Origin of the sequence: Capnocytophaga sp. oral taxon 903, from assembly GCF_013394785.1 — a bacterium.
Lineage (GTDB): Bacteria > Bacteroidota > Bacteroidia > Flavobacteriales > Flavobacteriaceae > Capnocytophaga > Capnocytophaga ochracea.
Window position 1 is genome coordinate 306,642 of sequence record NZ_JABXYW010000002.1, and the last position, 13,094, is coordinate 319,735.

At 38.7% G+C, this 13,094-nt stretch carries 13 protein-coding genes; 7 read left to right on the forward strand and 6 right to left on the reverse strand.

Features of this window, described 5'->3' with window-relative positions:
* Positions 1-72 precede the first annotated feature (72 nt).
* From eno to HW279_RS01320, 7 genes are all read left to right on the forward strand, one after another.
* Entirely contained in the window at positions 73-1,365 is a 1,293-nt protein-coding gene (eno, locus tag HW279_RS01290; protein WP_178957666.1) for a phosphopyruvate hydratase, read from the forward strand.
* Between the two features lie 72 nt (positions 1,366-1,437).
* Complete coding sequence (locus HW279_RS01295; protein ID WP_009418141.1) at positions 1,438-2,196, forward strand: carboxypeptidase-like regulatory domain-containing protein; 759 nt, start codon at positions 1,438-1,440, stop codon at positions 2,194-2,196.
* Between the two features lie 104 nt (positions 2,197-2,300).
* Positions 2,301-2,459, forward strand: a complete 159-nt coding sequence (rpmH, locus tag HW279_RS01300; RefSeq protein ID WP_002669412.1) for a 50S ribosomal protein L34 — start codon at positions 2,301-2,303, stop codon at positions 2,457-2,459.
* 89 nt (positions 2,460-2,548) lie between these two features.
* Positions 2,549-3,310 (forward strand): MBL fold metallo-hydrolase, encoded by a 762-nt coding sequence (locus HW279_RS01305; protein WP_178957667.1) that lies wholly within the window; start codon positions 2,549-2,551, stop codon positions 3,308-3,310.
* 71 nt (positions 3,311-3,381) lie between these two features.
* A complete protein-coding gene (locus HW279_RS01310) occupies positions 3,382-3,876 on the forward strand; it encodes a lipocalin family protein (RefSeq protein WP_178957668.1) in 495 nt (164 codons plus the stop codon).
* Between the two features lie 23 nt (positions 3,877-3,899).
* A complete protein-coding gene (locus HW279_RS01315) occupies positions 3,900-4,592 on the forward strand; it encodes an OmpA family protein (RefSeq protein ID WP_009410919.1) in 693 nt (230 codons plus the stop codon).
* Positions 4,593-4,880: 288 nt separating this feature from the next.
* Positions 4,881-6,131, forward strand: coding sequence for an aspartate kinase (locus HW279_RS01320; RefSeq protein WP_009421686.1), 1,251 nt, complete (start codon positions 4,881-4,883; stop codon positions 6,129-6,131).
* A gap of 109 nt (positions 6,132-6,240) precedes the next feature.
* Here HW279_RS01320 and hisS read toward each other — a convergent pair whose 3' ends face one another.
* The 6 genes from hisS to HW279_RS01350 form a co-directional block, all read right to left on the reverse strand.
* On the reverse strand, positions 6,241-7,617 hold the full coding sequence (gene hisS / locus HW279_RS01325) for a histidine--tRNA ligase (protein WP_178957669.1): 1,377 nt from the start codon (positions 7,615-7,617) through the stop codon (positions 6,241-6,243).
* 6 nt (positions 7,618-7,623) lie between these two features.
* A complete protein-coding gene (mazG, locus tag HW279_RS01330) occupies positions 7,624-8,400 on the reverse strand; it encodes a nucleoside triphosphate pyrophosphohydrolase (RefSeq protein ID WP_009410922.1) in 777 nt (258 codons plus the stop codon).
* Complete coding sequence (locus HW279_RS01335; RefSeq protein ID WP_178957670.1) at positions 8,397-9,605, reverse strand: ROK family transcriptional regulator; 1,209 nt, start codon at positions 9,603-9,605, stop codon at positions 8,397-8,399. Before HW279_RS01335 ends, mazG begins: the two co-directional genes overlap by 4 nt.
* Positions 9,606-9,924: 319 nt before the next feature.
* Positions 9,925-10,563 (reverse strand): peptidase E, encoded by a 639-nt coding sequence (locus HW279_RS01340; protein ID WP_178957671.1) that lies wholly within the window; start codon positions 10,561-10,563, stop codon positions 9,925-9,927.
* Positions 10,564-10,690: 127 nt separating this feature from the next.
* Positions 10,691-11,503: a DNA alkylation repair protein gene (locus HW279_RS01345; RefSeq protein ID WP_178957672.1), complete on the reverse strand. Its 813-nt coding sequence runs from the start codon at positions 11,501-11,503 to the stop codon at positions 10,691-10,693.
* 157 nt (positions 11,504-11,660) lie between these two features.
* Positions 11,661-13,058, reverse strand: a complete 1,398-nt coding sequence (locus HW279_RS01350) for an efflux transporter outer membrane subunit (RefSeq protein ID WP_178957673.1) — start codon at positions 13,056-13,058, stop codon at positions 11,661-11,663.
* Positions 13,059-13,094: the final 36 nt, after the last annotated feature.

The window sequence follows — 13,094 nt, forward strand, 5'->3', positions numbered from 1 at the left end:
TAGCATTATAAAGTCAGATAAGTCCGATATCCCTAACCCCTAAACAAAGTAAATAATTAAATAACAAAATATATGAGTATTATTGTAAGCGTGCACGCACGTCAGATTTTGGATTCAAGAGGAAATCCAACCGTAGAAGTAGATGTAATGACCGAGAATGGTTTCCTTGGTAGAGCTGCTGTTCCATCAGGAGCATCGACAGGTGAATACGAAGCCGTTGAATTGCGCGACGGTGGTAAAAATTATATGGGTAAAGGCGTACTCAAAGCCGTTGCTAATGTAAACGATATCATCGCAGAAGAAATCGTAGGTATGGACGTTTTCGAACAGAACCTTATCGACAAAACAATGATTGAGCTCGACGGTACTCCTAACAAATCTAAATTAGGAGCTAACGCTATTCTTGGGGTGTCATTGGCAGTAGCAAGAGCCGCTGCTGAAGAACTCGGTTTGCCTTTGTATCGTTATGTAGGTGGGGTAAGTGCTCACACTTTGCCTGTACCAATGATGAACATCATCAACGCTGGGGCACACTCCGATGCGCCTATTGCTTTCCAAGAGTTTATGATTATGCCTGTGAACGCTAAGAACTTTTCACAAGCTATCCAAATGGGTTCAGAAGTGTTCCACAACCTTAAAAAGGTATTGCACAAAAAAGGATTGAGCACTGCCGTAGGTGATGAAGGAGGTTTTGCTCCTAACTTTAAAGACATCGAAGACGCTCTCGATTCTATTAAAGAAGCTGTAAAAGAAGCAGGCTACAAATGGGGTGAAGATATCAAAATCGCCTTAGACTGCGCTTCTTCTGAGTTCTACAAAAATGGCAAATACGATTATACTATCTTTGAAGGTGCTAAAGGTAAAGTACGTACTTCAGCTGAACAAGCTGACTACTTGGCAGAATTGGTAGCTAAATACCCTATCATCTCTATCGAAGACGGTATGGATCAAAACGACTGGGACGGATGGAAACTCCTTACTGACAAATTGGGCAAAAAAGTACAATTGGTTGGTGACGATTTGTTCGTTACTAACGTATCTATCCTTGAAAGAGGTATTGCCAAAGGTATTGCCAACTCTATTCTCATCAAAGTAAACCAAATCGGTACTTTGTCTGAAACTATCGCAGCCGTAGATATGGCAAACCGCGCTGGTTATACTGCCGTAATGTCTCACCGTTCAGGAGAAACAGAAGACAACACTATTGCCGACTTAGCAGTAGCTTTGAACACCGGACAAATCAAAACAGGTTCGGCTTCACGTTCAGACCGTATGGCGAAGTACAACCAATTGCTCCGCATCGAAGAATCTTTGGGTTCAGTAGCTTACTATCCTAAAGAAAAAGCCTTCAATGTAAAGAACTAATGTTTTAATATGATTAGGGTGTTCGAGGGCACTCCTCGAACACCCATTTTTTTACCCTTAAAAGAAGTAAGTATGATGAAGAAGATATTATGGTTTTGTATGTTTTTATGTGTGACGACACTTGTAGCTCAGGAAACAGTGTTGCACGGACATATTTACAGTGTGCAAAACAATAAACCAATGCCTAATGTACACATCTTAAACCTCAATAAAGTAAGAGGTACTACTACCAATGACAAAGGTGATTTTAGCATCAGAGTAAGTGCTAACGACACGCTATACATTTCTTTTTTAGGGTATAAATCTACCAAGATACGCATAACAAACGATATGATAAAATATCAAGGGTTGAAAATAGGAATGACAGAGCTTGCTTATACTTTACAAGAAGTGGTTGTAACCCCTTATAAACTCACAGGTTATTTGGATATTGACGCTAAAAATGCACCTATCAATGACAATACGCGTTATAGTATTTCGGGGTTAGATATAGGTTATGAAAGTAGAGCTAGTGCAAGTGCTGTGGGTAGAGTGCTAAGTGCTGTAATGAACCCTGCCGACTTGCTGAGTCGCTCGTTTAGTGCCAAAGGGAAAGAAATGCGCAAACTGAGAGAGATGCGCAAAGATAACGAATTGAGCGATGCTCTTTCCACCCGTTACGACCGCGAAACCCTATTAGAACTTTTGCAAGTAGACCGTAGTGAATTAGAAGATATCATTCGCTCTTGTAACTATTCTAACGATTTTATAATGACGGCAAACGACCTGCAAGTGCTTGAAGCCATCAGTCAGTGTTACGAAGAATATAGAGTCTTACACAAGAAAAAATAAAAAATATTTTGTCATTCCAAAAAATTGACGTACTTTTGCCCCGCTATTGATAAAATAGAGAGATAAAGTATCATTTTTAATAAGATTTTAAAGATTAACAAGCAATGAAAAGAACATTTCAACCTTCAAAGAGAAAAAGAAGAAATAAACACGGCTTCAGAGAACGTATGGCAACTGCCAATGGTAGAAAAGTATTAGCACGCCGTCGCGCTAAAGGACGCAAAAAATTAACTGTATCCTCAGAACCACGTCATAAAAAATAAACCTTTTTATAAGGTAAAAAGTAAGAGGTAAGAAGTAAGAGCTAAAGTTCTTATTTCTTACCTCTTACCTCTTATCTCTTACCTGAAAAATGAAAATTACTTTCCTCGGCACAGCTACCTCACAAGGAGTTCCTGTAATAGCAAGCAACCACCCTGTGGGAAAAAGCACCAATCCCAAAGATAAACGGTTGCGCACTTCGGCACTTATCAGTTGGGAAGACACCAATATTGCAATAGATTGCAGTCCTGATTTTAGACAGCAAATGCTCACCAACGATGTACAGCATTTGGAGGCTATACTGTTCACTCACGAGCACGCCGATCATACCGCCGGAATGGACGACATACGCCCTTTTGTACGCTTGCAAGGCGATATGCCTATCTATGGACTAAAAAGAGTAATCGATGAGCTGAGAGTGCGTTTTGGTTATATCTTTGCCACTGAAAACCGATATGAAGGAGCTCCCTCGGTAATACCTCACGAGATAGACGAAGCACCTTTTACTTTGTGTGGTAAAACAGTTGAACCTATACACATAATGCACGGGAATTTGCCCATCGTAGGCTATCGGATAGAAGATTTTGGTTATATTACCGATGCCAAATATATAGATAAAAGAGAAAGGAAAAAACTACAAGATTTAGATGTTTTAGTATTGAATTGCCTAAGAGATGAAGTACACCCCACGCACCTTAATTTAGCGGAAGCGTTAGAAATTATAGGAGATGTACAACCTAAGCTCACCTATCTCACGCACGTGAGCCAAACCTTTGGTTTTCACGATGAGATACAAAAAAGATTGCCTAAAAACGTATTTTTGGCATATGATAACTTAGTAATAGAATGTTAATATTTAGTTAATTATTAGGTGGGCGAGAAAAAAAAGTTTATTTTTGCCCTCGTAATCAAAAACAATTAAAGATGAAAAAAATTGCACTTTTACTTGTAATGGCAGTATTGGTAATGGCTTGTAAGAGTTCTTCAGGCTCAATGACTGCAAAACCTAAAGAAACAAATATAGCTAATAAAGCTATTAAAGGTGAATGGACATTGCAATCCATCACATATAGTGAAAAAGGTAAATTTGATGTTACCTTATTGAACGATACTTCCAAAGAATGCTTTGAAGGTAGTACTTGGAAATTCGTTCCGAATAACAACCGCGGACACTATACTATCAACGCGAGTGGTTGTTCAACAGGACAAAGAAACTTCATTTTCATTGTTCAAGAAGTAGATAAATCAACAGGATACTATGATTTTCTGTTGAAACCTACCAATGAAAAATACAAATCTGAAACCAATGCAGGTATTCGTTTGCACTTGGCAAGTATTTCTGACGACTCAATGGTATGGGAACAAACCGTGAGAGTAGATGGCAAACCTTTTGTTATCTCAATGAATTTTGTAAAATAATTAAAGATTAATACAAACAGAAGATGAAAAAAATCGTAGTTTTAGCCTTATCGGCAGCTGTATTGCTTACCGGTTGCGAGGCATACAACAACTCTAACAAAGCACAACGCGGAGCTGTAATTGGTGCTGCTGGTGGAGCTTTATTAGGAGCTATTTTAGGGAACAACGTAGGTAACGGACAAAACAGCGAACTCGGTGCCGTACTCGGTACAGTAGTAGGAGGTGCTGCAGGAGCTGTTATCGGTAACCAAATGGATAAACAAGCTAAAAAAATAGAAGAAGAAATCCCAGGTGCCGATGTTAAACGTGTAGACGATGGTATCGTGGTTACTTTCGACGAAAATAACGGAGGTGTATACTTTGATACTAATAAGTATAACATCAACAACAAATCAAGACAAACACTTGATAAACTATCTGCTATTCTTAAAGAATATCCTGATACTAATGTGATAGTAGCCGGCCACACTGATAATGTAGGTAAAGATGAGTACAACTTAGGTCTTTCACAACGCCGTGCACAAGCCGTTACTAACTATTTTAAAAGTAAAGGTTTAGCAGGTAGCCGTTTTACTACCAAATGGTATGGCGAAAGAAACCCTGTAGCAAGTAACGAAACTGCTGATGGACGAGCTAAAAACCGCCGTGTGAATGTAGTAATCGTTCCTAATGAAAAGATGAAAGCAGACGCTAAAAAACAGGCAGGAAACAAATAAAAATAGTTTGATACTTGACTATACAAATGAGTGTTGAGAAATACTTCTCAACACTCATTTTTTATTACTTTAAAGATAATAAATATCTAAAACAACAGATAAAAAAAGAACGTTAGAAATATAACAATATCACTTCCAAATGACATTTTTTAGTCTTCACTTTTCTATTTTCACTAAAATACACTACCTTTGCACTGTTAATCTCGGTATTTTGGGTATTTAGGTTTATTACTTACCTCTTACTCACATACTCTGCAGTCGCAGACTTTACCTCATATCTAAAAAGAAATGCAGATATTTAAATTTGGAGGCGCCTCAGTAAAAGATGCTGCAGGTGTGCGCAATGTCGCTAAAATATTAGAAACGGTAGGCTATGCTAATACGCTCATCGTCATTTCAGCAATGGGAAAAACCACTAATGCTTTAGAAGTAGTGGTAAATAGCTATTTTAAGGAACAAGAAAAACTTTCGGAAAGCGTTCAGCTGATAAAAGACTTTCATTACCATATCATTCGCGAACTATTTACCGATGAAAATCACCCTGTGTATTGGAAAGTAGATGGCTTGTTTGCAGAGCTCACTTCGTTTTTAGAACGCAATAAGTCGCCGAAACACAGTTTTGTATATGACCAAGTGATTGGCTTTGGCGAACTCATTTCTACTACTATTATCAGTCAATATCTGAATGACAATGGTATTAAAAACACGTGGATAGATGTCCGTAATCTCGTAAAAACAGATAGTAATTACCGTGATGCCTCTATCGACTGGGAAGAAACACAAAGTAACATTCGTACGCATATTAACAAATCATTACTTAACATCACACAAGGTTTCTTAGGAAGCGATGCTAATTTCTTCACTACTACCTTAGGGCGTGAAGGTTCAGACTATACAGCGGCTATTTTTGCCTATTGTTTAAACGCTGAAAGTGTAACGATATGGAAGGACGTTCCTGGTGTTCTCAATGCCGACCCTCGATATTTTCAGCATACAGAGCTCTTGCATAAAATCCCTTATAAGGAAGCTATAGAACTCGCTTTTTATGGTGCTTCAGTAATACACCCAAAAACCCTACAACCACTCCAACAAAAGGAAATCCCTCTTTATGTACGTTCGTTTTTGAATCCTACTGCTGAAGGAAGCGCTGTGTGTAATGTAGCTGAATTATCTCCAAAGGTACCTTGCTTTATCCTCAAGAAAGAACAAATACTGCTTTCTCTCTCTTCTCTTGACTTTTCATTTATAATGGAAGAGGGTATTAGCTATATCTTCAAAAATTTGCATAAGACTAAGATGAAAGTAAGTGTGATACAGAACTCGGCTATTAGTTTTTCAGTATGTGTAGACAACAAATTCGATACCTTAACTGAACTTTTAGAAAAATTGGAAGAACGCTTTAAGGTATCGGTAACTGAGAACGTAACACTTTATACCATTCGCCACGCTACGGAAGAGGCTATTAAAGAAGTGGAAATGAACAAAGAAGTGCTGCTTAAACAAGTGGCTTCAGATACGGTTCAGATAATAGTGAAGTAAATCTATCTTCTTATTATCCGTTATTGTTTAAGCAACAATCAAACAAAGCTTACAATAAAAAAGGGACTGATGATATATCAGTCCCTTTATATATATTCTATGATTCATATTATTGAAATAATGCTTCATTTACCTCATTAAAATTATATTCTTTTTGAGTGCCTTTAAGCATATCTTTCAATACAAAAGTATTTTTAGTAAGCTCGCTTTCCCCAATCATCACTACAAACGGAATGCTTCGCTTATTAGCATATTCCATTTGCTTTTTAATCTTAGCTGCATCGGGGTAGAGTTCTGCTCTTTTTCCGAGTTTACGCAACTCTTTCAACAGTTTCATACTCTGTAAAGCTTCGTTATTGCCAAAATTTATACAAAGCACTTCTATGCTATTGCTCAGTGATTCAGGAAAAAGATTCAGTTCTTCCATCACCAATCCTATGCGGTCTAAACCAAACGAGATACCTATACCACTTATCCCCTTCAATCCGAAGATGCTCGTAAGGTCGTCATAACGTCCACCTCCACCAATAGAACCCATTTGTACTCCCGCTGGAGCAGCAACCTCAAAGATAGCTCCTGTGTAATAATTCAGTCCACGTGCGAGGGTGACATCGAGGTCTAAAATAGCTGTTTGTAAGGTAAGTCGCTCTATTTGTTGTGCTATAAACTCCACCTCTTCAATACCTTTCAACCCCGTTTCAGAAGTTTTTAGTATCTCTTTCAGAGCAGTGAGCTTTTCAGCAAGAGCTCCTTTAAGTGCGAAGATAGGTTGTAACTTGCTAATAGCTTCGTGGCTGATACCTCTTTCCATCATTTCCTTGATAACACCCTCTTCGCCTATCTTATCGAGCTTATCGAGAGCTACGGTAAAGTCGATGAGTTTATCACTCTCCCCTATCACTTCGGCAAAACCGCTGAGAATTTTGCGGTTGTTAATCTTAATAGTCACCCCTTTAAGATTGAGCGCTGTGAACACGGTGTCGTAAAGCTGTACGAACTCCACTTCCTGCCACAAGCTGGTACTGCCTACTACATCGGCATCGCATTGGTAAAACTCTCTGAAACGTCCTTTTTGCGGACGGTCGGCGCGCCATACAGGCTGAATTTGATAACGTTTAAAGGGGAAAATCAGTTCATTTTGGTGTTGTACTACATAGCGTGCAAAAGGAACTGTAAGGTCATAACGGAGTGCTTTTTCTGATATTTGGGGAGTGAGCTTCTGAGTATTCTTAGTTTCCCAATCGTCTTGTTTAACTCCTTGTGTAAAATCACCTGAATTGAGTATCTTGAAGATAAGACGATCGCCTTCTTCGCCATATTTACCCATCAATGTATCGTAATTTTCAAAGCTGGGCGTTTCGATAGGCTGAAATCCAAAAGCGTTAAAAGTATTTTTAATAGTGTTAATAATAAAGTTGCGTTTGGCTACTTCGGCTGGTGAAAAGTCACGAGTACCTTTAGGTATGCTTGGTTTTTGTATTGCCATTGTTTTTTATTGTTTTACTATTTTCTTAGCTTCTTGCCAATAAGTTTCCATTTCTTGTAAGGTCATATCTTTGAGTGATTTTCCCTTCTCATTGGCTCGTTGTTCCAAGTATTGAAACCGAGTTATAAACTTACGATTAGTGCGCTCTAAGGCATCTTCAGGATTTACTTTTAAAAATCGGGCATAGTTAATAAGACTAAAAAGAACGTCGCCAAACTCACTCTCAATATTTGTCTGTTTTTGCGCTTTTACTTCGGCGTGTAGTTCATCTATTTCCTCTTTTATCTTCGCAAAAACATCGTCTATATTATCCCAATCGAAGCCTACACCTGCCACTTTGTCTTGTATACGAGTAGCTTTTACTAATGCAGGCAAACTTTTAGGCACACCTCCTAGTACGCTCTTGTTACCTTCTTTGAGTTTTATTTTTTCCCAATTGCGCTTTACATCGTCTTCGTTGTCTACTTTCACATCTCCATAGATATGCGGATGCCGTTCAATGAGTTTTTCACACACACCATTTGCCACATCAGCAATATTAAAATCACCCGTTTCACTACCTATTTTGGCATAGAAAACGATATGAAGTAACAAATCACCGAGTTCTTTTTTCACTTCTTGCAGATTGCCACTGAGGATAGCATCGCCCAATTCATAAGTTTCCTCAATAGTGAGATGGCGCAACGATTGTATTGTTTGTTTCTTATCCCACGGACATTTCGCACGCAGGTCGTCCATTATATCGAGGAGTCTCCCAAAAGCCTGAAGTTGTTGCTCTCTCATATCAATCCTATAAATTTACTACGGGCGAGGAGACTTGCACCTAATAGACCCGCCTTATCACCTAATTTTGATACTTTTATCGAAGAGTCTTTATTCACTAAATTCAAAGAATACTTCTTGATAGCACTGCGCAAAGGCAATATTAAATAGTCGCCTGCATTGGCAAGAGTACCACCAATAATCACCAATTCAGGATTAAATAGGTTGATGAGACCCGCCACGTGTTTACCTAGTGTATTCCCCACCTCTTCAATAAGTTCTATAGCCAATATATCTTCCTGTAAAGCTACATCTATGATATCGTTGAGTGTAATTTCGTCCTCATTTTCCTTCTGTTGAGTAAGTAAAGACGATTGACCGTTATGAAGTTTTTCCAAGAATTTACGATAAAGAGCAGAGCCCGAAGCCTCTGTTTCTAAGCAACCTTTCTTACCACAGTGGCATAATATCTCGTTTTCAAAGGCAGTAATATGCCCAAACTCACCTGAAAAGCCCGATTTCCCATAATATAGCTGCCCATTAACAATGATTCCTAAGCCTAATCCCCAACCTACATTCACGTAGAGGATATTTTTTTCAGCTTGTACGCGTCCTTTAATATATTCACCATAAGCCATCGCACGCGAATCGTTATCAATAGAGACATCTATACCCAATTTTTCTTCAAACATTTCAGTAAGCGGGCGTTCATCGAAATAAAAGAAACTATAACTATGCCCCGTTTGAGGGTTCACACGCCCTGAAATATTAATGCCAATACTCAGTATTTTATCCTTAGGCACCACTGTATGGCTCATAAAATCTTCAATTATTTCACATAAACGTTCAAAACGCTCGTGAGGATGCGCTTCCTCAAAAGAGATATCCATCTGTTCATCTATCAAATCTCCCTTAAAGTTGATAAGCCCTATATGAACGCGTTTTTGAGAGATATCTACACCTATAAAATATCCCGAACTTTGGTTCAATCCATAGATATTAGGACGTCTACCTCCTGGGGTTTCCATCTTCCCAAAGTCCATCACTATACCATCTTCTATCAGTTCGCCCACCATTTTAGTGACGGTAGGCACACTGAAGTTAAGTTCTTTACCAAGGTCGGCAAGTGTATCATCTCCGTTATTGATGTAATAACAGATAATATCCTTTTTCAATGAGGCGCTTCTGATGCCTTGTTTAATTTCTTCTAAGAATTTTAGTCCCATAGCATTTTAATCTTAATCATTATTGTAAAGGTAAGGCAAAATTACTAAAAATATTTTAATAAAAATGCAATAATAAAAAAATAATTGATGTTTGTAAGTAGTATTTAATGCTTCTTTCTACGGATTAATAGTAACGATTTTACCCTCTTCCCAGATTATTATTTTCTGTTTATTCTCCCGCTTTTCGGTAATCATTCGCTTGTAAGCAACGTCTAAACCTTTTAAAAGTTTGTCTCGAAATAACTTTTATTTCTGTATTTCTATCTCCCATAGCTGTTTTTCATTTGATTATAGGTAGCATAAAGATGCATAATCAAGACTATTTCTTGGTTCCTCTTTTAGGTTTTTCAAGTGTTTTTATTTCATTACCTAAAACCGTAATTACTTGATTGTTAGAAATAGGTCGCAAATCTACTTTCTGTGAATATTCGTTTACTATTTTTTGAGTAACTTCCTTATATGGAAAGTTCAAATAATGAGGTAAAAAATAAAAATCTACCAAATGTAATCCTGAATAATCAGTTAATTCTGGAACTTTTTTGGTCTCGTCCATATCGCTAACAAATTCAATAGTAGGAGAGGCAATAATAGAACCTGCCGAAGTACCTATGTACAACTTTCCGTTATTAATTTGCTCAATAAGTAGTTTATCAGCTCCTTTCTTTTTTAGTTCCTGCATTAGGTAGAACGTATTCCCTCCAGAAATGAAAATATAATCATTTCGTTCTAATGCTGTGGCTATTTCTTCGGTAGTAGCTGTAGAAACTTCTAATTCTTCTATGATAAGCCCTAATTTTTCAAAGGCTTTTCTATCATCATCAACATAAAAACGCACTTTTTCTACCAAACTTGCTGTTGGAATAAATACGATTTTCTTTCCATTTACCGGTTCTCCTGCAAAATCTTCAAACAATTTGGCTACAGAACTGAATGATGAAGTTAAAAATAATCTTTTCATTTGTGATAATAATTGCTGTTATTGGACGGTGGAGGCACGAGCTACAAGCTCGCGCCAGAGAGAGGGTAACAATTCCTCTATATGAGGGTGTGTTACTATAATGAGTGTTTTCATTTTCCTAATCTTATTAGAGAATACTTCTCAGTGCCTTTTTTACAATATATTTAGTTTCTTTGGTAGGACTTTCACTTTCCCAACGCTCACATAGTGCTGTTACGAAATCAGGGCGGGTTTTGCTGGTATCGTTCAGCCAATTTCCTACACTATCTTGCACGTACTTTGCCTTATCAGACTTCAATTTATCTAATATAGGCAAATATAATTCTGGCTTTTCTTTCAAAGCCTCTATATGAGCACACCAAACACCCCGCGGACGCAAGGCTTCTGTACTAAACCTTCGTATATTCTCATCTTCACTTTCTGCCCAATGGGAAAGAAAAGCAATTGAAAAGTCTAAATGCTCGCTCATTTCGGGACGTAACGCCATCCAAATCACCTCACGAACGCCAAAATGACTATCGGCTACCAAGCGTTTTAACTTGTGTAACTTGTCTTCCAAAGGGGTATCGGTAAATGCTACCAAATAACAAGCATAACAGCGCACAGAATCGGATAAATGAGTGCTAAGTTGCTCAAACAAAGGTTCATATAAGTTAGTATTTGCATATTTTTTGTATAGCGATGCTCCTATGAGCTTAATCGTATTCATTGTAGAAGGTTTCTTTTGCTGATTGATTTGGCAAACCAACTCTTCAATGACATTTTTATCAATCCGCAAAGTAGGAAAAACAGATTTTACAAGCTGTGAATGGTCTATCGCTAACCATTCGGTAAGGTTTACCGTTTCTATACTCCCTGTATTTAAGAGTGAAAGTACTTCGGAAGGGATATCAACAGCCTTTTGAGCTCCTCTTCTGTCTTTGATAATTTCTATGTTCATTGTATAACTAAGTTATAGTTATATTAGGCACAAGCTATAAGAAATGAGATAGCAAGGGTTTTCTGAGCTTTCTGACGATTCAGATTCTTAAAGCAATGGCAACTTATAAATCGCTTTTTTAACTTTAACAAAGTGTGCAAAACCTATGCTCTTTTTCCTACCTCCAGCCACCACCAAGGGCTTTATATAAGGTAATGCCATACTGCATACGGGTAAACTGGGCGTTGGCTACACTAAGCTCGGCATTGAGGCGGTTTACTTCGGCAGTAATGACCTCTAAATAATTCACCATACCGCTATCGAACAGTTGTTTGGAATAATCGGTGGCATCTTGATAGGCTTTCATTTCTTGGGTTTTGAGTTGAATGAACTCGTCTTGCGAACTAAATTGACGCATTGCATCGGATACTTCCTTGCCCGCTGAAAGAATTGCTTTTTTGAAGTTCAGCAAAGCGATTTCTTGAGCAGCTTTCTGCACTTCGTATTGGGTACGAATTTGTCGGCGATTGAGAATAGGTTGCGCCAATCCTGCTATAAAGTTAGCAAACATCGATTTAGCAGAAAACCAAGTATCGAGTTCGGTACTGCTGATACCTCCACGAGCGGAAAGAGTAAGCGTAGGATAGAAATTGGAACGCGCTACATTCGTAAGTTCAAAGGCGTTGCGCAAGTTCAGTTCGGCACGTGCCACATCAGGACGATTCTCGAGCAGGCTTACTGCATACCCTTGACGAAACTGTGTGGGGAATTGTTGCTCAGCAAGTGTGCTTCGTTCTATGTTATGAGGCTCTTCACCCAAGAGTACACAGATGGTGTTCTCCAATGCCCAAACGCTATTGTTGATGGTAATAAGTTGCGCCTGTGCGTTGTACACGAGTGCTTCGATTTGTTTGGTTGCTACTTCGGTAGTAGAACCTGCATTTTTGAGTTGTTTGGTAGTTTCTAAACTCTTTTGGCGGAAATCAATCGTTTGTTCGAGTACCTTTTTCTGTTCGTCGAGCATCAACAGTTGGTAATAAGCCGTTGCTAAGGTAGCTACCACTTCGGACTGTACTGCTTTTTGAGCTTCCAAAGTTGCTAAATAAGAGGCATAGGAAGCGCGTTTTTGAGCGGATAGCTTGCCCCATATGTCGGCTTCCCACGAAGCACTACCCGTGATATCGAATAGATTGTTGTAAGTACGGTCGGGAGCACCACCTCCAGCATTTAATGATGAGATGCTACGAGTATAGTTAGCTCCCACCGAGAGGGTAGGAATAAAAGATGCCTTACTTTGTTTGAGGTAGGCTTGTGCTGAAATCACACTTTGCATCGCTACACGCACATCGAGGTTATTGGAAAGTGCCTTGCTGATGTGTTGTTGCAAAAGCGGGTCGGTGAAGATATTGCGCCACGAAAGGGTTGCATCGCTTTGGGCATCGGTAGCGGGGCTTTCGGTACGGAAGAGTTTTTCGTCTATGGCTTGTGGACGCTCATAGGTTTTGCGTCCTGCACAAGCGGTAAGGGTAAGGGCTACGGTTACTATAGCCAGTGATTTATAAATGATTCTGTTCATACAGTAATGTTCAATTGACAATTAATGTTTAACGTA

Coding starts and splice junctions, on each gene's coding strand:
- eno (WP_178957666.1), top strand. CDS start 73: ATGAGTATTATTGTAAGCGTGCACGCACGTCAGATTTTGGATTCAAGA.
- HW279_RS01295 (WP_009418141.1), top strand. CDS start 1,438: ATGATGAAGAAGATATTATGGTTTTGTATGTTTTTATGTGTGACGACA.
- rpmH (WP_002669412.1), top strand. CDS start 2,301: ATGAAAAGAACATTTCAACCTTCAAAGAGAAAAAGAAGAAATAAACAC.
- HW279_RS01305 (WP_178957667.1), top strand. CDS start 2,549: ATGAAAATTACTTTCCTCGGCACAGCTACCTCACAAGGAGTTCCTGTA.
- HW279_RS01310 (WP_178957668.1), top strand. CDS start 3,382: ATGAAAAAAATTGCACTTTTACTTGTAATGGCAGTATTGGTAATGGCT.
- HW279_RS01315 (WP_009410919.1), top strand. CDS start 3,900: ATGAAAAAAATCGTAGTTTTAGCCTTATCGGCAGCTGTATTGCTTACC.
- HW279_RS01320 (WP_009421686.1), top strand. CDS start 4,881: ATGCAGATATTTAAATTTGGAGGCGCCTCAGTAAAAGATGCTGCAGGT.
- hisS (WP_178957669.1), bottom strand. CDS start 7,617: ATGGCAATACAAAAACCAAGCATACCTAAAGGTACTCGTGACTTTTCA.
- mazG (WP_009410922.1), bottom strand. CDS start 8,400: ATGAGAGAGCAACAACTTCAGGCTTTTGGGAGACTCCTCGATATAATG.
- HW279_RS01335 (WP_178957670.1), bottom strand. CDS start 9,605: ATGGGACTAAAATTCTTAGAAGAAATTAAACAAGGCATCAGAAGCGCC.
- HW279_RS01340 (WP_178957671.1), bottom strand. CDS start 10,563: ATGAAAAGATTATTTTTAACTTCATCATTCAGTTCTGTAGCCAAATTG.
- HW279_RS01345 (WP_178957672.1), bottom strand. CDS start 11,503: ATGAACATAGAAATTATCAAAGACAGAAGAGGAGCTCAAAAGGCTGTT.
- HW279_RS01350 (WP_178957673.1), bottom strand. CDS start 13,058: ATGAACAGAATCATTTATAAATCACTGGCTATAGTAACCGTAGCCCTT.